15 protein-coding genes and 2 pseudogenes are annotated in these 21,530 nt (G+C 49.6%); 8 read left to right on the plus strand and 9 right to left on the minus strand.

The features are described from left to right. Positions 1 to 118 precede the first annotated feature (118 nt). The 6 genes from HHO50_RS17795 (at position 119) to HHO50_RS17820 (ending at position 9,726) form a co-directional block, all read left to right on the plus strand. Entirely contained in the window at positions 119 to 2,086 is a 1,968-nt protein-coding gene (locus tag HHO50_RS17795) for a glycoside hydrolase family 32 protein (RefSeq protein WP_181308005.1), read from the plus strand. A gap of 56 nt (positions 2,087 to 2,142) precedes the next feature. Further along, complete coding sequence (locus HHO50_RS17800; protein WP_181308007.1) at positions 2,143 to 3,546, plus strand: DUF4960 domain-containing protein; 1,404 nt, start codon at positions 2,143 to 2,145, stop codon at positions 3,544 to 3,546. Between the two features lie 128 nt (positions 3,547 to 3,674). After that, positions 3,675 to 5,243 carry a glycoside hydrolase family 32 protein gene (locus HHO50_RS17805; protein ID WP_181308009.1) on the plus strand — a complete coding sequence of 523 codons (1,569 nt, stop codon included), beginning with the start codon at positions 3,675 to 3,677 and terminating at the stop codon, positions 5,241 to 5,243. A 105-nt stretch (positions 5,244 to 5,348) separates the two neighbouring features. Then, positions 5,349 to 6,893: a glycoside hydrolase family 32 protein gene (locus HHO50_RS17810; RefSeq protein ID WP_181308011.1), complete on the plus strand. Its 1,545-nt coding sequence runs from the start codon at positions 5,349 to 5,351 to the stop codon at positions 6,891 to 6,893. Positions 6,894 to 7,155: 262 nt separating this feature from the next. Continuing rightward, on the plus strand, positions 7,156 to 7,899 hold the full coding sequence (locus HHO50_RS17815; protein WP_181308013.1) for a sialate O-acetylesterase: 744 nt from the start codon (positions 7,156 to 7,158) through the stop codon (positions 7,897 to 7,899). 168 nt (positions 7,900 to 8,067) lie between these two features. Next, positions 8,068 to 9,726, plus strand: coding sequence for a glycoside hydrolase family 172 protein (locus HHO50_RS17820; RefSeq protein ID WP_181308015.1), 1,659 nt, complete (start codon positions 8,068 to 8,070; stop codon positions 9,724 to 9,726). A gap of 167 nt (positions 9,727 to 9,893) precedes the next feature. On the opposite strand, the gene HHO50_RS17825 is transcribed toward HHO50_RS17820, so the two are convergent. The 3 genes from HHO50_RS17825 to HHO50_RS17830 all read right to left on the minus strand — a co-directional run bounded on the left by HHO50_RS17825 (position 9,894) and on the right by HHO50_RS17830 (position 10,896). Next, complete coding sequence (locus HHO50_RS17825) at positions 9,894 to 10,133, minus strand: IS3 family transposase (RefSeq protein ID WP_181308017.1); 240 nt, start codon at positions 10,131 to 10,133, stop codon at positions 9,894 to 9,896. Beyond that, positions 10,115 to 10,546: an IS3 family transposase gene (locus HHO50_RS21595; protein WP_370457632.1), complete on the minus strand. Its 432-nt coding sequence runs from the start codon at positions 10,544 to 10,546 to the stop codon at positions 10,115 to 10,117. Before HHO50_RS21595 ends, HHO50_RS17825 begins: the two co-directional genes overlap by 19 nt. A gap of 185 nt (positions 10,547 to 10,731) precedes the next feature. Then, positions 10,732 to 10,896 (minus strand): transposase, encoded by a 165-nt coding sequence (locus tag HHO50_RS17830; protein ID WP_181308019.1) that lies wholly within the window; start codon positions 10,894 to 10,896, stop codon positions 10,732 to 10,734. Positions 10,897 to 10,970: 74 nt separating this feature from the next. On the opposite strand from HHO50_RS17830, the pseudogene HHO50_RS17835 reads away from it, so the two are divergent. Next, positions 10,971 to 11,555 (plus strand): annotated as a pseudogene (locus HHO50_RS17835) (TolC family protein); the annotation flags it as partial. 229 nt (positions 11,556 to 11,784) lie between these two features. On the opposite strand, the pseudogene HHO50_RS17840 reads toward HHO50_RS17835, so the two are convergent. Further along, positions 11,785 to 12,673 (minus strand): annotated as a pseudogene (locus HHO50_RS17840) (IS1595 family transposase). Positions 12,674 to 13,845: 1,172 nt separating this feature from the next. Between HHO50_RS17840 and HHO50_RS21380 the strand changes: the two are divergent. Beyond that, positions 13,846 to 13,959: a ferrochelatase gene (locus tag HHO50_RS21380; protein WP_241642377.1), complete on the plus strand. Its 114-nt coding sequence runs from the start codon at positions 13,846 to 13,848 to the stop codon at positions 13,957 to 13,959. A 264-nt stretch (positions 13,960 to 14,223) separates the two neighbouring features. Here HHO50_RS21380 and HHO50_RS17850 read toward each other — a convergent pair whose 3' ends face one another. The 5 genes from HHO50_RS17850 to HHO50_RS17870 all read right to left on the minus strand — a co-directional run bounded on the left by HHO50_RS17850 (position 14,224) and on the right by HHO50_RS17870 (position 21,486). Continuing rightward, the gene (locus tag HHO50_RS17850) at positions 14,224 to 14,817 is read right to left on the minus strand and encodes a TetR/AcrR family transcriptional regulator (RefSeq protein ID WP_089320856.1); all 594 of its coding nucleotides are present in this window, start codon (positions 14,815 to 14,817) and stop codon (positions 14,224 to 14,226) included. 560 nt (positions 14,818 to 15,377) lie between these two features. Continuing rightward, the gene (locus tag HHO50_RS17855; RefSeq protein ID WP_089320855.1) at positions 15,378 to 16,670 is read right to left on the minus strand and encodes a TolC family protein; all 1,293 of its coding nucleotides are present in this window, start codon (positions 16,668 to 16,670) and stop codon (positions 15,378 to 15,380) included. Positions 16,671 to 16,687: 17 nt separating this feature from the next. Further along, a complete protein-coding gene (locus tag HHO50_RS17860; protein ID WP_089320854.1) occupies positions 16,688 to 19,798 on the minus strand; it encodes an efflux RND transporter permease subunit in 3,111 nt (1,036 codons plus the stop codon). Positions 19,799 to 19,805: 7 nt separating this feature from the next. Further along, positions 19,806 to 20,870: an efflux RND transporter periplasmic adaptor subunit gene (locus HHO50_RS17865; RefSeq protein ID WP_089320853.1), complete on the minus strand. Its 1,065-nt coding sequence runs from the start codon at positions 20,868 to 20,870 to the stop codon at positions 19,806 to 19,808. Between the two features lie 64 nt (positions 20,871 to 20,934). Next, on the minus strand, positions 20,935 to 21,486 hold the full coding sequence (locus HHO50_RS17870; RefSeq protein WP_181308023.1) for a TetR/AcrR family transcriptional regulator: 552 nt from the start codon (positions 21,484 to 21,486) through the stop codon (positions 20,935 to 20,937). Positions 21,487 to 21,530: the final 44 nt, after the last annotated feature.

Here is a 21,530-nt window from a genome sequence, read left to right on the forward strand (position 1 = left end):
TTTATTCAAAAACAGGCTAAAAACAGAAATGAGCCAAAACTGTCAAACCACAGAAGAGACAGGGTAGATTTCTAGGGAAACACAGCATTTGTAACATCTATTGTAGACACGGCCATTTATGATCCAACAGAAGCATAAAGTACAGGTAGGGTTTGTGTTGTCTCTGCTGCTCTGCAATTTTTTGGCACTGGCACAATACAAGGAGAAATACCGTCCTCAGTTTCATTTCAGCCCCCTTAAAGGGTGGATTGGTGACCCAGACGGCTTGGTTTTCACTGATGGCAAATACCACTTGTTCTGGTGGGGGCATGCCGTTTCTGAAGATCTGGTGCACTGGAAGGAGTTGCCGTATCCCATGAAGGGCGGAGACGGTTCCTTCTCCTATTTTTCAGGCTCGGTGGTTGTCGATAGAGAAAACACCTCTGGGTTTGGGCCTAAAAGCATGGTTGCAATTTATACCAGGCATATGCCCGGCGATTCTTTGCCAGAAACACAAGCCTTGTCTGTAAGCAATGACGGTATCTACTTCCATTATTATCAGGATAATCCGGTCTTGGACATCAATAAGGTGTTTTTCAGAGATCCGCAGGTGTTCTGGTATGAGCCCCAGCAAAAATGGATTATGGTGGTGGTTTTACCGGATGTGCAGAAAATCCAGGTCTATGATTCAAAAGACCTCAAGAACTGGAACTTCCTCAGTGATTTTGGAGGACTAGGTGCCCAGAGTGCTTTTTGGGAATGCCCAGATCTTTTTGAGCTCCCGGTGGAAGGAGATGGTACTGAAAAACGATGGGTTATGCTCATTGGCCGTGGCCCTAACAAGGTACAGTATTTTGTTGGCTCTTTTGACGGCGAAACCTTCAAGGCAGATGAAGAGACGGCCGCGTATCTGAGCTTAGGCAAAGGCCTGCCAGGTGAGATTTTCGCTGACTTTGAGGAGCGGGCTCTCCATGATTGGAACGCCTCTGGAGATGGCTTTAGCCAAACGCCTGCTAACCTTGATTCTGTGGTACATCTAGGAACGGGGTTCGTGTCTTCTTATTCCAGAGACAGCAACACTGGAACACTCACCTCTTCCCCATTTACTATCAGCCAGAATGCCATAAATTTCTTGGTGGCAGGAGGGAATGATGTGAAGGGAACTGCTATTAACTTGGTAGTAGACGGTAAAGTTGTGCGAAGTACCACGGGAGATAACAGTTCAGTCTTTAAGTGGAAAGGATGGGACGTACATGAGCTAAAAGGGAAGAAGGCAACTATCCAGATAATAGACAACATTGCGGGCGGTAAGTGGGGGTATATTGCCATAGACCATATTCTTTTTTCTGACTTGTTGATGAACCAAGGGTTAGAACATGCCATCTGGATAGACTATGGAACTGATTTCTACGCCGCAAGAACTTGGCGAGACATAGAAAAGGTAAGCAACCGCACTGTGATGTTGGGCTGGTTGGGCAATTGGGATTATGCCAGAGTAGTGCCAGGTTCCTGGGGCAAAGGTTTTGAATCTGTCCCCAGAGAAATCAAGTTGGTCAAGCAGCCCGCCGGGATCCGTTTGATGCAGAGACCAATCCCAGAACTACAGAAGCTAAGGGCAGGTAGCTACCAGTTCAAAAACCGCAATATCAAAAGCACGGGCCCAATTAAAGGTTTTCAGCCCAGCCAAAATACCTATGAGTTGGAAGTGACCTTTGATACGAATACAAAAGCAGTCTTTGGGTTAAACTTACTTGTGGGGAATGGCCGAAAGCTGGTAGTGCAATATGATCCCGCCACAGCAAATTTAAGCCTTGACAGAACCCTTTGTACAGATTTTACAGCAAACACAAAATTTAACCAAAAATTCCCGGCAAAAATGAATGTGGCGGTGGCACCCCAAAAGGGTAAACTGCGACTGCACATTCTGGTAGATCAATCCTCAGTGGAGGTTTTTACCAACAAGGGCGAAGTAGTGTTAAGCGCCTTGACATTTCCGGCAGAATCACAGACGGGAATAGAGTTGTTTTCCAGTAATGGGACCACCAATGTGCTTGAATTTAAAGCTTGGGAATTGTCTTCTATATGGACAAATATTCCAAAGGATTAGGCTTCAAACAACAAAAAAATAAGTAAACCTAACAGAAATAAAAAGGAGACTTGAATATGTTAAAAACCTCTATACCTCGCACCAATGGTTTATTAGCCATTTTATTTTTTTCCATGCTTTCCATGCTGTTCTCCTGTGAGGATGACAATGATAATCCAGATTTCATGCTGGACGCGCCTGTTCAGATCAACTCCTTCAAGATAAACGGGGTGAACGGCGAGATAAATCAGAATACCGGCCAGATACTCTTCACGCTGCCCTATAACAGCAACATCACCTCTGTTACCCCAGAGATAGCGCTTCCGGAGGGTGCTTCCATCAGTCCAGATATTTCACTCCCCGCTGATTACTCCCAAGAAGTAACCTACACGGTAGTGAACGGCAACCGGTACAAAGACTACAAGGTGAGGGTGCAGGTAATGCAGCCCATAATAAAGTTTGCCATTAACGGAGTAGACGCAACCATTAACAATGCCGCCAAATCCATCACGATAGTGCTGCCCACAGGCACAGACATAACGGCCTTGGCGCCTGAGATAGAAACCTCCGCAGGTGTCTCCATCAGCCCCGCCTCAGGGGTTGCCAGAGACTTCTCCACCCCCCAAACGTACACCATTACTATAGGAAGTCTATCTGAAGATTACACCGTTACGGTAAGCCAGCAGACTATGGGGCTGAAAGTTGCTTTCTTAGGTGTGGCAGCCAACCGGGGCGCCATCACTAACCCAGATGAAAAGGCTGCTGCTGATTGGCTCTTTGCTAAATTCTCAGGTGTGTCTTACGTCTCTTTTAATGAGGTGAAAGATGGGATAGATTTGAGTGCGTTTGATGTAATCTGGTGGCATTATGATGCCGCCATGGATTTGCCTGGTATAGCCTTTGATGCCAATGTTGTCAATGCCCTTAAAGCTTATCGTGCTGCCGGCGGAAATTTGCTCCTGACCACCTTTGCTGCTCGGTATTTAGAACCTTTGAATATAGTGCCTGCTGGCAAAGGGCCCAACAACGTATTTGGTGATTTTCTGCCAGCAGGATTCGTTGATGCTAATAACTCATGGGGTATTTCCTTCAGAGGCCGTGAAGATCATCCCATCTTTGCAGGATTACAGACCTATGAGCCAGGCAAAGCCTATTTGCTGGAGAAAGGAACTTTTAGGTTAAACCACGTGGCTTGGTGGTTCCTGCCTGAGTGGGGCGGTTATGGAAATGGACAAGGCTGGAGACAGCAAACCGGAGGAAATAACCTTGCAAGCGAACAATGGGATGATCAACTGAACGGCCGTGTGAGCATCGGTGAGTTCTCAGGTAACGGAACCACTGATGGAAATGTGATAGTGATAGGTGCAGGAGCGTATGATTGGTATAATGAGCCCAGCAATGGCACCCCAAGTCAAACAAACGGTTACATCTCCAATATTGAACGTTTGACAGAAAATATAATTACTTATCTGGCAGAATAAATAGTTAAGTCTTTTTTAAAGTACCTTGTTTTGGGGCTGTTTTCCTGTAAAAAGCCCCAAAACAAGAGTATCTTAAGTAACCTGATAAGTAGCACGCAGATACAAGATGTCTGCTCAAAGAACAGTTTATGAAAGTCAACAATTGGATAATAGCATTAGTGGCAGCAGGTTTAACCGCTTGCAATAGTAGTGATGATCCTACTCCTAAACCTGTTAATCCAGGTGCCGGCGGGGAGGGTAAGGACATAAACATTTACCCGGTGCCCCCTACAGGCTGGATGGGTACCACCAGTCCCTATAACACCGCAGGCTGGGTGGGCGATATTATGCCTTTCTATGACAATGGCAAGTTCCATCTCTTTTTTTTGCATGATGCCCAGACCAAACCCGCTGGCCAAGGTTTCCATGACATCCATAAGTTTGAAAGTGCCAACTTGGTAGATTTCGACTATGCCGGACGCATGATTCCATACAGTACCCCCAACCAGCCCGACTTTGCCATTGGCACGGGCTCTGCCGTAAAAGTGGGCAACACCTATTATATGTATTACACCGGGCATAACGGCATTGCTGAATTTGTACAGAACAACCCCAGGGAAAGCGTGCTCTACGCCACCAGCACAGACCTTAAAAACTGGACCAAGAAGCCTTCCTTTAAACTCACGGCGCCGGCAGGGTACTATAACTATGACTTCAGAGACCCGCACGTGTTCTTTAATGTAGAGAAGAATGAGTATTGGATGTTGGTGAGCACGCAGACCAACAGCAGGAGAGCCGTGTTGCTGCTGTTCACCACCACCAACCCCGCCGCCGACAATTGGGTGCCCCGTGGCCCGCTCTACACCACCACAGACGCAGAGAACTACGTGATGCTGGAGTGCGCTGATATTTTCAAGATGGGAAACTACTGGTACCTGTTCTTCTCTGAAGACTGGAGTGCAATGAAAGGAACCCACTACCGCATGGCCACTTCTTCTGAAGGCCCGTGGACCAAGCCCGCACAAGACATGCTGGACGGCCAGCACTTCTACGCCGCCAAAACGGCCTCAGACGGAGACAAACGCTACCTCTTCGGGTGGACTGCAAGACGAAACCCCGAGAATGACTCTGGAAACAAGGAGTGGGGCGGGAACATGGTCACGCATGAACTGACCCAGGCGGCAGACGGGACATTGGGCGTCAAGCCCCCTGATGCCGTAAACCGCCTCTTTACCAAAGAGGTGACCCTTCAGCCCAAACAGACCGTTGGGTCTGCCACCGCCACCGGCAGCACCTTCCAGCTTGATGGAAGTGCCACGGCCGCCTATTCCCTGTTCGGCTCTTTCGCAGGCTCTACTAAAATTTCGGCCAAGGTGAAAATTGACGCAAGTGCCGGGACCGCCGGTTTTGTTTTCAATGCAGATAACCTCACGCAACAGTCCTTTAAGGTAGTGCTGGAGCCAGGCAATGGCAGAATTGCAGCCTACCGGGTTTCAGGGGGTAATGCACAGTTGGTTACACAGGTGGCCGTGGCCCTACAGGCGGGCACTACCTATGACATGAGCGTCATCATAGATGGGTCAGTCTGCGTGCTGTATCTGAACGGAAAGGCAGCATTGAGTAATCGCCTTTATAGCCTGTCAGGAAAATCATGGGGTATCACCGCCACTGGTTCCCAGGCTACTATCTCTGAGTTGAAACTCTACGGGCCAGAATAAGAACCGCCACACGCCACTAATTCCAAAGCACCAGATGTTTTCAGTTTTCGGGCCATTTTCAGAAAAGAGCCCGAAAACTGGAGCAGATAATCATTTTCAGATACCATGAAAAAACATTTGCTTTCCTGCCTCGCGGCGGCCTTGTTTATTGCTGGTTGTGCCACCACCAAAACCACTACCTCCAGTGCTAATCAGGAACAGCACCGTCCGCAACTGCATTTTACGCCACCTGCCAATTGGATGAACGACCCCAACGGCATGGTATTTTATAAAGGAGAGTACCATTTGTTTTACCAGCATAACCCTGGCGGAACAACATGGGGGCCTATGCACTGGGGGCATGCCATCAGTAAGGACATGCTCCATTGGGAGCACCTGCCTATTGCCTTGTACCCAGATGAGCTAGGCACTATCTTTTCTGGAAGTGCCGTGGTAGATGTGAACAACACCTCAGGTCTGGGTACTACTGAGAACCCACCCATGGTGGCTATCTTCACTTATCATAATGAGAAGCTGGAGAAGGCGGGTAGAAATGACTACCAAACCCAAGGCTTGGCATATAGCCTGGACAACGGGCGCACCTGGAAGAAATATGAGCAAAACCCTGTTTTGAAGAACCCCGGTATCAGGGACTATCGCGACCCCAAAGTCTCCTGGAATGATAAGACACAGCAATGGGTCATGACGCTGGCGGTGCTGGATCATATTGAGTTCTACAGTTCCCCAAACTTGAAGGAGTGGAAAAAGCTGAGTGAGTTTGGGAAAAGCTACGGGGGCCACGGTGGTGTGTGGGAGTGCCCAGACTTGTTTCCTTTAACCGTTAATGGTCAGCAAAAATGGGTGCTGCTGGTGAGCATCAACCCAGGCGGCCCCAACGGTGGCTCTGCTACTCAGTATTTCGTCGGTGATTTTAATGGGCAGAGCTTTACAAGTGATAATCCTCCTCAAACCACTTTATGGGTAGACCATGGCAAAGACAACTACGCTGGTGTAACCTGGTCCAATATTCCCGCTTCTGACGGCCGCCGTCTATTCTTAGGTTGGATGAGCAACTGGCAATATGCCAATGAAGTACCAACTGTTGCGTGGCGCAGTGCCATGACCTTGCCAAGGGAGCTCACACTTAGGCAAACAAAAGAAGGGCTAAGGCTGCTGAGCCAGCCGGTAAAAGAATTACAGAAGCTGCGCACCAAGGCCATCTCTCTCAAGGCGCAGGAGGTTCAGGGCACGCTAGACCTGAGCAGCCGCTATAAGCTGAATTTGCCTTTGCTTGAGCTGGACCTGAACCTTGATGTGTCACAGGCGCAGGAAATAACGCTCAAATTCTCTAACACCAAGGGCGAGCAACTGAATCTAGGCTATTCAGTGAAGCAAGAAGAACTGTTTATAGACCGCACCCAAGCCGGAAAAATCGCTTTCAAAGATAATTTCCCCGGCAGGCACGTCGCGCCCATAAAACTGGAGAACGGAAAACTAAGACTGCATCTGATCTTAGATTTTACCTCGGTGGAGGTGTTCGCCAACGGCGGGCAAAAGGTTATGACAGAGATTTTCTTCCCTAATGAAAATTTCACCCAAGTAGAGCTGGTGACAGATGGGGTAACCAAGCTGCAGGACAGCAAGGCCTACATCCTCCAACCGGCCTTCTAAATCCGAGGGGGCGCTGCTTACCGCCTGTTTCGCCGTTTAACGGCAAGTTGCGCCGTTTTAGGGCCGATTCCCAGAAATGAGGCCTAAAACGGGAGCCCTGCCGCTTTTTCTGGGGCATGCCAAGTCGGTACCTCTATTAATAAACCCTTTAAAACCATTGTTTATGAGCCAAAGTTTAAAACCAATTTTCTTATTAAGTCTTCTCACCTGTGTACTTTCCTTGGGCAGTTGTAAAAAACAGGAGGTGACGCCCTCAAAGGAGGTGGATACATCCGCATATGATGTGTTTTTGGTCATTGGGCAGTCAAACACCCACTGGGGCTATGGCGGGGTAGATCCCGTGCTGGACGCCCCCCAAGACAATATTGTTCAATTGGGCTTGCATGGCGAGAACAACCTTAAAGTAATTCCCGCGAAGGAGCCCTTGGATCACCATACAAAGGATGCGAACAAGATAGGATTTGCCCTAACGTTCGCCAAAGCTTATGCGAAGCAGTTCCTGGCTTCTGACCGGAAGGTATTGATAATACCCGGCGGCTTCGGCGGCACCGGCTTTGTAGACAACCGCTGGAACAAAGGAGACGACCTGTATAACTTTGCCGTCTACCGCACCAATTACATTTTGGAGAAATACCCCAATAGTAAAATCAAGGCCATTCTGTGGCACCAAGGTGAAGCAGATGTGCAGTCTCAGGTCTACCAGTCGCGCCTGGACGCTATGATTGTGAACCTGCGCAATGATCTGGGCTCTTCCCCTAATGCCCCCATTCCATTTATTCTAGGGGGCATGGTGCCCTACTGGGTAGACAAATACGCAGTAGGGCACCAGGAGAATATCATCAAGCAGACCGTAAACCGCCTTCCCAAGATTGGGTACGCAGACCCCCGGGTGCCGTTTGTGATCACCAAGCTAGACAACGCCTATGACGAGATCCATTTTAACGCGGAAGGGCAGCGGGAGATGGGAAGGCGCTACTTCGCCGAATACACCCGCGTGGCCAATTAAGGCATTCCGTCTGTAGCGTCCGCCAGAAACGGCTAGGCAGTCTACCGCCAGAATGCTGTGGAACCTTAGCGGTAGGCTTTTTTTGAGACACTCTTATTCTGGCCTGCTTTTAAGAAAACAGGCCAGAATAAGAGCATCTTTCACCATGACTCACCATTTCTACCCATCATGAAAAACCTTACTATCATCTTCGCTTTGCTCCTGCTGCCTCTGGCGCTGTTTTCCCAGAAGAAAAACCCTAAAGCTAAGACGTACACCTATCCTGAGCTGGTAAAACGAGTGTATGACCTGGAATATCTGGCCACTCCCCCACTGGAGGGCGAAAAATCAGGAACCTTCACCAGTTATGACCGAAGCTCCAGGTATGACGCCGCCACCGGCCAGTATGTGAATTGGGAGGCGAACAGTGACGGTGAAGGCTTTATTAGGGAAGAGAACGGTGGCCAGGTAGTGTTTGAGAGCAACGGGCCGGGCGTGATCTGGCGCATCTGGAGCGCACTGGCCAAAGAGGGGAAGATCAAAATTTACCTTGACCACTCAGACACCCCGGTCATAGACCGGCCGTTCAGGGCCCTTTTTGAGAACTTTGATGACGGTGTGCCCCCCATGAACCTGCCCAGTTTCGTGATGACTCTTTCCAGGGGCAGAAACCGATTTTTACCCATTCCTTACAACAAGCACTGTAAAATAGTGCTGGAGAAGAACTGGGGCGCCTACTACCACATCACCTATTCTACCATGCCAGTAGGTACCAAACTGCCCCAGTTCACGGGCGTTTACTCCAAAGAAGATGGTTTTGCGCTAGCAGAGGCAGACCGTTTCCTGTACAACCGTGGGTTTGCCCGAAAAAGGTATGACGGCGAGAAGGAAGAGAAGGTGACCAAGACGGCAAAAGCAAACGCCGCGACGCTGGTTAAGACAATTTCGGGCAACCGGGCCATCAACCATTTCAACATCTCCTTAGACGAGTCATATTCTTCTGACAGCGCCAAGCGGCAAGACCTGCTGAAAAACCTGTGGATGAGGATCACGTGGGATAAAGACGCGCAGCCCTCGGTAATGGTGCCCATTGGGCTGTTCTTTGGGGCGGTGCCAGAGGTGCAGCCTTACCGGTCTTACCCCATAGGAACCCCAGACGGGAAATTGTTTTACTCCAACTGGTACATGCCTTTTTCAGAGAAAGCCACCATTGAGCTGGTGAACCGGGGCGGCAAGACGCACACCGTACAGTGGTCCATTGTGCATTCACCTGTACAGAAGCCGGCCAAGGAGTTGCTCAGGTTCCATGCTAAATGGAACAACGGGAGGGGATTTGAGGCCATTCAGGCGCAGGGAAGAAAGATAGACTGGCCCCTGCTCATCACCAAAGGGGAGGGCCGTTACTGCGGCATGACGCTGCACGTGCTCAACACCTGGCAAGACCCCAAAGAAGAGGCCTCCACCTGGTGGTACGGACAGTGGGACAAGAAAACCATTGACTGGTGGTGGGGCGAGGGCGATGAAAAATTCTTTGTGGACGGCGAGAAGTTCCCGTCATCTTTTGGCACCGGGAGCGAGGACTACATTGGCTACGCCTGGTCGGCAGAGCCCCCTTTCGCCCTGTTTGACAGCCCCTTCTCGGCGCAGCCGCAAACCCCCATCAACGGCAATGGCCACACCATTGTGAGCAGGTTCCAGATTGCGGACAATGTTCCGTTCTTCAACTCCTTTGAAGGAGTGCTGGAGAAGTATAAAGAGAACAGATGGGGTGAGCAAAAGCAGAACATTTGCGAGTATGAATCTGTGAGTTACTGGTATTTGGAACCAGGGCAGGCAGACAGCTACTAAGATTATGTAGTGGTGTAGAGAGTTTGATGGGATAAAAGTTTGCAGCGGAGTGTTTAGGATGATGGAATGTTCGAAGTCCTCATCAATATAAACTGTCCATACTTCCAGAGCAGAAAGATAATGGAATTGCAATGTTTTACTGGAGGCATTTTATCAGGCAGCCATGGTTACGCTAATGTTTGCTCATACTGGCAGGGGGTCAGGTAACCCTGTGCCGAATGCCTCCTTTCCCTGTTGTAGAATATCTTTATATACTCGAATGTTGCCAGCCTAGCCCCTTGCCTAGTGGTGAACTTTCGGTGGTAGATCAGCTCTGTCTTCATTGCCAGAAAAGAAGCTTTCGCCACCGCGTTGTCCCAGCAGTTGCCCTTGGGGCTCATGCTCTGCACTACCGGTATCCCCTCCATTTGCCTGCGGTAGGCACTGCAGGCGTGCTGTACACCCCGGTCAGAGTTGAAGCCTGATTCAGTACCGCCGTCAGGTAAAGCCAGCCCTCCCAGGTTCTGAGGTAGGTTAGGTCTGATACCCACTTCTGAGCCAGTCTTTCCTCAGAGAAATTGCTTGACAGATAGTTCACGGCCACTGTGCATGCATGGTTGGAGTCGGTGGTCTGCACTCGGCATCTTTTCAGTATAATGCTGCTGATTAAGTGCAAGCGCATCAGCCTGGTACGGGGACGCGAGGCCAGAATACCTTGCATCTTGAGTTCGGCAGCTATCCTGTTGGAACCGTAGCAGCACTTGCTCTGCCGGTGAACCAGTTTGATCCGCTCCTCGAACTTCCTTGCTCCAATTGGGTGCTTGCACCAATAGCAAGCCACTGGTGCTCACCTTCAGCACCTGACACATCCTCTCGACGGGGAATAGATACCGGTGCTCTGCTATGAATCGGTATACCGCTCACCTCCCTGGGAGAAGATGCCGGTGGCCTTTTTTAGAATGTCGCGCTCCAGTTGCGCCTCCCTCAGTTCCTTTTGCAGCCGCTTGATCTCCCTCTGGTCCTCTGTCAGCCCCTGGCCGGCTGCGCAGGCAAATCCATGCCGTTGCGCCACTTGCTCAGCCTGCTGGAGTCAATACCCCTACTCTCGGCCACCTCCTTTACCGAGACCCTCGCATAGGACAGCTCCACGGCCATCTGCTTGAAGGATTCATCCAATACACGTTTATTCATATGGTCTAAGTTAACAGTTTATCTAAAACTGCCCTTCTTAAAACCTCCAGTCAAAGGTAGCAACTCCAGTTAACAAGCTTCGCGCCCGGCAGTCGGTTGACTCGGTACTATTGATCACAGCGCAGAAATACTGGAACCTGGTAAACCTGCAGGAACAGCATAGGGTATTGGAGGCGAATGAGCGCCTGCTGGATACGCTCTTGAAGCAGCAGACCGACCTGCTGGCATCGGGCCTGATAGCCCGCAATGACATGCTGAAAGTAAGGGTGCAGCGAAGCCGCCTGCTGCTGAATAAAAGCCAGCTGGAGAGCGGCAAGAAGATAGCACTGCTCGACTTCAGCCTCTATGTTGGTATACCATATGATTCTGCTCTGGTGATGCAGGATACCTTGGCGACAGGCGTATTACCCCCTTTAGAAAGCTTTGGGCCAGACAGCTCACTGGTGCAGAACAGGAGCTACCAGCTTTTACAGAAGATGCTGGAGGGTGAGCAGCTGCAAACCCGGCTCACCAAAGCAGATTATATGCCCACTGTTTCCATAGGTGTGAATGCGGCGCAGACCGGCGTGGTAAACAGGGGGATCGGCAGCACGTTTATGCCGCTCTCGTTTGGAATGGTCAGCTGTAAACTCTTTGCACTTCCGGCAGGGGAGTCATGATGGTGGGGCGCAAAGCTATGCACCAATAGGAAAATATTGGCGAAAGCGAGGAATACCGCAGAAAAGGACTTTTTGAAAATAGGTTGACTCACCCTTATCCGGTTTGATTTTGGTAAAGCATATAAAATATGCTCCTTATAACAGCAAAATATGGCACTTTTAGCCGCTGAACACCTGATATTCTTATATTAAACGGTAAGTACTTATATAAAGGTATTGAACTAGGCACTTAACTAATAATCAATTTATAAGGGTGCGGGGTTTTTGTGATCATCCGTTCCATGAGGTTCTCGAAGATTCCCTCCTTCATTTTGTGTCGGTTGAAGCGGTAGGTGTACTCGTCGATGTATGCCTGGAGGTGGCGGACCGAATGGTGGATTCCCCTGAGCCAGGCCTTGAAGAGCATGATGCTGCGGTGAAGCTGGGGGAAGTTCCTGCCCTTCTTCTGGGACTTCTCCCCCACCAGCTTGGGAAACTCCTCCTCCAGGCCCCTGGCCGGCCCAGCCGTCGGTGCGCACCTCTGCATCGGGGCTGATATGGCTCTGCATGAACGATTTCAGGTTCTTCTTGGAGGCCGTCTCTATCACGCGCCCGTACATGCGGCTCACGCCCTTGCCTTTCCGCTCGATTGCCACCGCCACTATTTTCTTCTTCCCCTCGTTGCGGCCTATGGCCTCCTCGTCCTGCCCGCCCACGTACGTCTCGTCCACGTCCACCTTGCCCGCCATGGGAAAGGCCCCGCTGCTCCCCATGGCCTTCATCACCTTCCGCTTGAAGAGCCAGCACGTCTTCTGGCGCAGCTCTAGCTTTCGGCTCAGCTCCGTGCTGCTGATGCCGTTCTTGCAGGTGGAGACGTAAAAGATGATGTGGAAGGCCTTGAGGATGGGGAACTTGAGGCGGTGGAACAGCGTGCCCGCCGTGGGCGACTCGATGTAGCCGCAGCTGGTGCACTGCCGGTCAAGGGCATTCGCCCCGCGGCAGTACTTGCCGTGGCCGCAGTGGCTGCAGGAATAGCCATCCGCCCACTTCAAGCCGGACAGGTACGTGCGGCAGGCCTCATCGTCGGGGAAACGTGACTGAAACTCGAACAGGGACAGGCTTTTGAATCTCTTCTCCATGTAACTTGCTTAATATCAGTTAATTTAAGGATTTTAACGGCATTAAACAAGTGCCTAGTTCAATAAAGGTATATTGCCTTTCAGTTCTTTACTTTCTACAGTACAGGCCTTAAAGTCTGTTTCCATTGACGGGCAAAGGAGCCATTATAATCTAGGCTTACTAAAATGAACCTTCCTAAAAGGCAAAGAAGTGTCCGCTCAGCATACCTTAATTTTATGTTCAGCATGGATATTTCCAGTTATGCTAAGTAAATCACTTTTCATTCTTAAGGATTTTGGTTGTAAATACTCGCTTCCTAGTTTGGAAAATGAAAATAGCGATTTGTATTTAACATAATGTAATTTATAAGACCCTGTATATGCTTTAATTTTAAAGCATATACGCTTGCTACCATTAAAACCGTTGTATGTCTTAATAGATAAGAAACAGAGTTCTTCAGTCCGATGGCTAGCGACAAAGAAGAGCAGTAGGCAGTTGATAGTAGATTATCGTTCTATGTACAGAACGTCGGGTGTAGCCGTTAGAACTATCAAAGCATCGCTAAGTATTATAGTGAGAGCGATTGTGCCTGTTACACGCTTGACTGCCGCTGGCGAGAAACGCTACTTAGTGATGCCATAGACACAACGTTGGCCGTCTGTGATGATACGCCTAACTCTGTTAACCTCATATTCTTTGCCGATCAGCGATTTAAAGTTCTTGAACTCCGCTCTGCAAAAACCCTGTCGTTCGGTAGCCGATGCACAGATCGGATAATAGTTTTATGCATCGTCCTCTTTCTTCAATTCAGCTATATAGCCTTCCTCGGAGCGGATTTTGGCCAGTGTCTCCAACCGTTCTTCCAAGGTCGCAGCATTACTTAATTGCTATTCGTATCGTTGGCAGGTCTGATTTCCCCGGTTACCAATCAATAGTTGCAGAGCATTATCCCCTAGAAGGTTTCTCACGGACTGCAGTAATTCAGCGATCACCTGGGCAGGGGATCAGGAAGCCAGAACTGGCCCTTTTCGCTTAAAGCGTAAAATGTTGTCGATCGCCCCACACGCTCGCTCCTGGCAAAATTATGTACCAGGGCAAGGGCTCAATGTTCTGAAACATCGCGTCTATTGGCCAAAGAATTATAATTAACTAAATAACAGAACACTAGTATACTATTTCGTTTCAGTCGCTCCTGGGTAATGATCCTTGGCTAAAGCCATTTACTGACGATGTGCTAAAAGAGCTACCTGCCCAGGGAAAAAGAATGTACTGGTTTTTAGTCCCGCGTTTGTTGCAGATTACATAGAACCTACAATAGAAGTAGGCTTATAATCCAAAGAGAAGTTTGAATAAGCAGGTGGATAGCGCTGGCAATTGATAGAAAGCCTGAATACACATCCACTTTGGGTGGAGGCTGTTAAGCAAATTGTTTTAAATACAACGGTGCTTTAGATGAACTGGATAGTGGGCTACTACCATGCAATAAGGGTTGGTGGGCTGGTTACTGTGTTTTTGGTATTTACAAAAATACCTCTTCTGTCCCGGCCAATTACCGAAAATTACAATCAGGTCACGCCTTCAGGCCATGCATCAGAATACTGTGGATCGTCCCCATCCTGCCTTCAAAGTCCGTAAGCTTGTTCTCGATCAGCAGACCGATTTCGATTCCTTTGAAAGCACATACCAAGGCAAACGCGACAGCATCCACATCATCGGCCGTGTAGTGCGAAAGCTCTCCCCGCTCCAGCCCAAACTTGAGAATGTTGCGCACCATGCTGATTTCCCGGGCCTCGTACCTCCTCTTCAGCTCCATGATGTGGTGAATGTTCGCTTCAACTTCCCCGCGGATGACGTTGAAGAGGTTGGCATTTTTCTGTATGGCCCGGAACTTGGTGATACCAATGGCCATCAGCTTTTCCTCGGCTGTCTGCGCTTTGGCTACTTCTCCGCTCGTAACACGGAACACCTCTTCCATCTCACGCGTCACCACACTGTCAAAGATCTGCTCCTTGCTTTTATAGTAATAGTAAAGCGTGCTTTTCCCTTTCCCTGCGGCCTTCGCTATGTCCTCCATGGTAGTTTTACTCCAGCCAAAGCGGATGAATAGCTTTTGAGCCTCGTTCAGAATCTCCGTTTTAATACACTCGTCTTTATTATCGCTCATACCTAATAGACCAAAATCGTATTATGGTCCAAAGGTACAACATTTAATAATTAATTAACATAAGCTTGGTAGTAATTAGAGACTGCTTTATTTATTCATTGGGCTACAAAGGGAATTCATCAGAACCTGGCTTCGTCATTTTCTCGCCATAGTGCTGCTATGCCACTTAAAAGGAGCCTTGCCAGAGCCCGAAAGTCCTCCTATTCGCTGCCAACAATAATATTAAAAACAGCCTCTGAGAAATGTAATGATAAGTTACAGTTGCAGATAAACCATTTACTAACTTATGTGTTAGAGGGAAGTTCTTTAGAAACAGACATGAACTCCCTCACCAAGCTGCTAAACTTTGTCTAAGCGTGTTGTTAACCCACTTCAAGTGATTCGCGTCCTCATTGCTTCAAGGTAAGCATCTTTTATCTGTCTGAGTTTCTTCTGCCATAATGCCTGTGCAGATCCTTCCTATTAATAGCTTTTAAATGCACGTCGTCTCTATGAAGAGTTCTTCAATTTAATTGTTAGTAAACCCACTGTCATATATTTGCATGAGATACGGGCTTATGCTACCTCTGCCCCGAGGATATTCCACTCGCATAGGCGTAGCTCTCCTTCTTTAGCTGGAAGTTAGCGTAAGCTCTGGCCAGGGCGCTGGCAGCTTCCTGGTACAAAGCCTGCGCATCCATTACCTCTGTTACACTTGCCAAGCCACTGGCATAGTTGTCCTGGCTTACTTGCAGGTTGCTGCTGGCCTGCTCCAGGTTTTCTTGCGCAAAGGCAATTTCCTTGCGGCTATCCACCAGATCATACCAGGCTTTGGTAATTCCCACCTTCAGCTGATCGCTTACGCTTTCAAAGTTATTTTTCGCTTTCTGCTCACTGATAGCACGCTGCTTCATTTTATGTTTGCCCTCACTCCACCAATCGCTGATAGGGATGCTGACCATGCCAAACGAGAGAGGAACAAACGTGCTGCCGATCCCCCTGTCCAGCACGCCGGCCTGCGCCGCATTCACTCCTATGGAAACAGTGGGCATATAATCTGCTTTGGTGAGCCTTGTTTGCAGCCGCTCACCCTCCAGCATCTTCTGCAAAAGCTGGTAGTTACTGTTCTCCACCAGCGATGTGTCCGGCCCAAGGCTGTACAAAGGTGGTAACACGTCTGTCGCCAATGTATCCTGCATCACAAGAGATGAATCGTATGGTATACCAACATACAGGCTGAAGTCGAGCAGCGCTATCTTCTTACCACTCTCCAACTGGCTTTTATTCAGCAACAGGCGGCTTCGTTGCACCTTTACTTTCAGCAGGTCATTGCGGGCTATCAGGCCGGAAGCCAACAGGTCGTTCTGCTGCTTTAAGAGCGTATCCAACAGGCGCTCATTCGCTTCCAGCACCTTGTGCTGTTCCTGCAGGTTTACCAGGTTCCAGTATTTCTGGGCAGTAATCAATAGTACAGAGTCAACCGACTGCTGGGCGCGTAGCTTATTTACCTGCAGCTGCAGCTCCGCCAGCTCGTTATAGCTTTTGATTTTGCCGCCTGTATACAAAGGCTGTACAGCTGCCACACCAGCCATGTAAAAGTTATTGATACCTTCTGGCAGCATTTCTGGCATAGCAGGCACCAAGTCCTTGAAGCCATACACACCAACGCCAGTAACGTCTACCGAGGGCAAATGAGCTGCTTTTGCAATTTTTATACCTGCTTCAGCCGACTCGATGTCCAGCTCACTGTTCTGGATGGCTTTGCTGTATTTAAGCGCAGCCTCTTTACTTTGCTGCAGACTAATGGTGTGGGGCTGCTGGGCATAGCTGCTGTACCCGATGAGCAGCAGTATAGTATATATGAAAAACCTCATAGCTGAAAATAGTATACTTAAACTGTAGGTGTTAAACCCTTCTCTTGATGTGCTGCCTCATTGTCTTCTTTTCTGAAGAACAACCAGTAAAGGGTGGGCAGCACGAATAGCGTCAGCAGCATTGAAACAAGCAAACCAAAGCAAATAACGGTTCCCAGCGGCCCCCAAAGCGTTGAGCGACTCAAAATCATGGGGATAACTCCAACTGCGGCCGCCGATGAGGTGAGGAAGATGGGACGCATACGGCGCTCCGACGCTACACGAGCCGCCTCTTTCACCGACAAACCCTCCTTTTCACGAAGCTCATCGGCAAAGTCTATCAATATGATGCCGTTCCGTACCACTATACCGCACAAAGCCAGTAAACCCAGAAAAGACGTGAAGCCGAAGGGGTACTGCATCAGCATGAGCCCGAAAGCAGCGCCCAGTATGCTAAGTGGCATGGTGATGAGGCTGAGCAGCGCATGTTTGATGCGCTTGAAATGCCAGACCAGGATAAGGAAAATGACCACGACGCTCATCAGTAGCGACAGCCCCATCGGGGTGAGGTTCTCTTCCTGCATCTCCAGTTCTCCGCCATAGCTGATGCGCACTCCTTCAGGCAGCTTCAGACTTTCTATTTCAGGGCGCATCTCTCCCAGCAGGTTGTTGGCAACCGCGTCCTGCACCATGTCCATTCTGACGGTGAGCGTGCGGACGCCATTGCGGTGTGCGATCTGGCCCTGGTGCCACACCGGTGAAATATCTGCCACCTGCCGCAGCGGCACTACCGTTTGCGACTGCTGAACCGGGACACGCGTTTCCAGCAGGGCGCCCGTGTTATTTCTGGCCGTTTCATATGTCTTGACTAAAACATCCAGCGGATAGCTGCCTTCCCACACCTGCGTGGCTGGCAGGCCCTGCATATTCATGGCGACTACATTGGCGATGTCCTCCTTGCTTAGGCCCAGTCTGGCTGCTTCGGTATTCTTGACATTCAGCTGGATGCCTTCCTTCATTTCCTCGTAATCTGTCCTGACCCAGGTAATGCCCGGCTGGTGCTGCCCTATCTGCATCACCTGGTCGCCTACCTGTTTCAATGCTGTCAGATCTTGGCCTGAAATGCGTACTTCGATGGGTGCCGGTGCACTTACCATGTTCAGCTGTTTCATGCGCACATAGGCATCCGGGAAAAAGTTGCTGTATTTTGTTGCGTACTCGGCCAACACCTCTTCGGTGGTTTCTGCTGTAGTGGTGTTGATGAGCACCTGCGCATAGTTCTCCGCTGGCAAGTTAGGGGCGTAAAGCGTATGGAAACGTGGCGATGACGTACCTATAAAGCTGGTGTAGGAGACAATGCGCTCGTCCTGTGCCATTATTCCTTCCATCTTTTTCACAACACTGTCCGTCTGCTGCAGGTTATAGCCATTGGGCAGGTAAATCTCCATGGCAAACTGGTTCCGCTCTACTTTAGGGAATAGCTGCTGCGGCAGGAGCGCCATCAGTACAACCCCGATCACAAAGGCAAGGATCCCGAAAATGGTGGTGAGCACAGGATGGTTGATGGCATTGCTGATATGGCGGTTGAACACACGCTGCAGCCTATCCAGCATAGACTCTTTTTCCTTTGTTTCGCCGGGCAGGTGCAGTCCTTTTTTAATGAAAAGGGTATTGAAGTACGGCACCAGCAGCATCGAAATAATGAGCGAAAGCGAGAGTGCAATAATGATAGTATAAGGAAACATGCCGACAAAATCGGCGGCTACACCTGACATGAAGAACATGAGCGGCGCAAAGGTGGCGGCAATGGCCAGCGTTGCCGTGAACACAGAGGGAAACAGTTCCACCGCACTGCTTCTGGCAGCCTCCCAGACAGACATGCCCTGGTCCAGTTTCTCCACGTGGTTGTCGATAACCACAATAGGGTCGTCTACCACAATACCCAGTACAATGATCAGGGCTGCCAGTGTCACCGTGTTCAGCTCATACCCCAGCAGGTACATAATGGCCAGGGTAGCGGCAATGGTGATGGGAATAGTAGCAGCCGCCACAGAGGCTACCCTAAAAGGCAGCAGCAGGAGGGCCACTATAATCACCCCAATCAGGGCATAACCGAATTCTTTCATAAAATGGGCTATAGACTCATCCACCACCTCTGGCTGGTTGGCAAGCTTGGTGATGTGAATGTCGGGGGGCAAGTTGCGCTCAATTAGCTGCAGGCGCTCCTCTACTTCTTCCCCAAAATGCACGATGTTCCTGCCTGCTGCCATTTCCATGGAAATGATGATGGCCTTGGTTCCATTGGCCGTCACGTATGATTCCGGTTCGCCATACTCCCTTTTGATGGTTGCAATATCCCGCAGACGTATGACATTTCCGTTCGGGTCACTTCGGATGATCTGGTCAGCCAGGTCTGCCTCTGTTTTGAAGAAGGATGTCAAGTGAATGGGACGGTCTATCACCTTTCCCTCCAGAGTTCCTGCCGGGTTAATGGCCCCCTCTCGCTGCAGGGCCTGCATCAGTGACCCGGAGGTTATGCCATAGTTGATGAGCTTGCTGTTGTCTACATAAATGCTGATCTGCTCATTCAAAGTACCGACCCGGGTAATCTTCGCCAGGCTTTCAATCCCCCGCAGCTCATCTTCTATTTCCTCTACATGCTGCTGTAAATCTTTGTAGGGCCGGGTTTCAGACTCAACAGCCAACAGAACGGCGGAGGTGCTGCCGAAGTCGCTGTTTACAAACAGGCCCCGCACCTCCTTCGGCAGTTGGGCCTGCAGCAAGGGCATGCCGTTCTTTAGCTTATTCCAGAAGTCTCTGGTGTTGGTGTCATTTACCCGCGCCGCCACTTCCACGTAAACGTACATCATGCCATCGCGGGAGTAGGAATAGGTCTTGGTCTTATCCACTTCGTTGAAGCTAAACAGGTACTCTTCCACCTTTTTGGTGAGCTGCTGCTCTACCTGCTCTGAGGAAGCCCCCGGGTAAATTCCTACCACAACGCCCTGGCGAATGGTGAATTCGGGAAACTCATTCCGGGGCATGTTAAAGAGCGCGTATATGCCGAGCATCACCAGTACGGCTGCCAAAGTGAGCGGAAGGGCTTTGTTCTGCATCGCCCATTCCACAATGTTGCTTTTTCCTTTCATGTGCTGTTTATCGGATGATTTGAATGGGACTGTTGTCGGCAAGCTTATGGTAGCCGGATACAATCAAGGTTTCGGAGCCTTGCAAGCCTTCTGTCACCTCAATGCCGCTGTTATACAAATTTCCGGTGCGCACGTTTTTGCGGATGGCTTTCTGCCCATCCGGGCTGGCGACATATACAAAATTCTGCCCGTTCAACTCAGCCTGAACTGCCTGAACCGGCACAATGATCTGTCTGCTGCCTGTTGCGTCGGCCGCTTCGCCCTTTTTGTTTTCAAAAACTACCGTGCCTACCATTCCTGGCTTTAGCTGCTCCTCCGGGTTGGGCAGGCTGATTTTAACAGTATAGTTGGGAGTGCCCGCTGCTGCAAGCACAGCCACTTCATCCACTGTTCCTGTCCTCTTTTCACCTCCCGATGCCTGCACCTGCACGGTGGCTGTATCGCCTTGCGCATAGGAGTTGACTTCAGCTTCAGGCACCGGCACTTCCACAACTACCGGCGAAATATCCACAATCTCAACTACCGGCACACCCGGACTTGCCAGCGAACCGACCTCCACATATTTGGACCCGATATACCCGCTCTGGGGCGCATACAACTTTGTGTGAGCAATATTCTGGTAAGTGGCTCTGGCCGCCGCCTGTGCCTGCTCAAACTGAGACCTGGCCTGCAGCATATTGATTTCCGCGATACTGCCTTTGCTGTACACTTCTGCCACACGCTTATAGTTCTCTTCCGCCAGCCGCAGCTGCGCCAGCTGGGCCTCATACTGGCGGCGGTAGGTAGTTTCATCGAGGGTTGCAAGCAGCTGTCCTTTCTTCACATACTGCCCTTGCTCCACCGGTATTGATACCACGTTTCCAGACACCATGAAACTCAGCCGAACCGCCTTGGATGGCCTGACAGTGCCGGTGTACTGTATGGAACCGCCTTGTGCCTGCGCAGTGGCTAACGCCAGAGTTTCTACTCTTACAGGCTGCAACACCTTCTCTGTCTGCGCTTCATCACTGCAGGACGAACTCAGTATTGTTAGCAACAGACCAGCTGCAAAAGGTAGTTTTGAACAATGCATAGGGTTATCAGATTTAAACGTTTGCACACTTTTAGTATTTTTGTCGAACTTTAAGAAAAAAAAATCATTGCAGGCCTTTGATGAGGATGTCAATAAGCCATTTTAGCCGGTTTCCCAAACCAGTCATTCTGTTATTGATAAAGATTTCCTGTTCAAAGCTTCTCAACGCTATTACTATCATTTCTGTCAAAAGATTCAGATCTTCTTTACTCAACTTTGCTATTTCCCCTCTTTCCATGCCGGTAAGCAGCAGGCTCCGCACCACTTCAGACTCTTCCCGAAGCAGTACTCTGCCAAGTTGCCTAATCAAGCCCTCCTGCTCTCTAAGATCTCTTAAAATTCCCTCGTATTCAGCAGCTAAGGCCTTCAAGCCATCTAACTTACTGGCATTGTACACCAGGAGGTTATCTGCCAAGGATGCATTTGGGTGGATTTGCTCCTTGGCCTGCTGGATAATTTCAGTGAATTCACCGATTGCGAATGCTTCAAAAACCTCTTTTTTGTTCTTGAAGTAATGATATATCGTGCTACGGCCTTTCGCGGCAGCCTTTGAAATATCATCCATGGAAACCTTGGTATACCCGTACCGCCTGAAAACCTGTTTGCTGGCTTTCACGATGCCGGCTTTTACCACATCATAATTTGCATTAGTTTTCATTC

Origin of the sequence: Rufibacter sp. XAAS-G3-1 (genome assembly GCF_013623775.1) — a bacterium.
GTDB lineage: Bacteria > Bacteroidota > Bacteroidia > Cytophagales > Hymenobacteraceae > Nibribacter.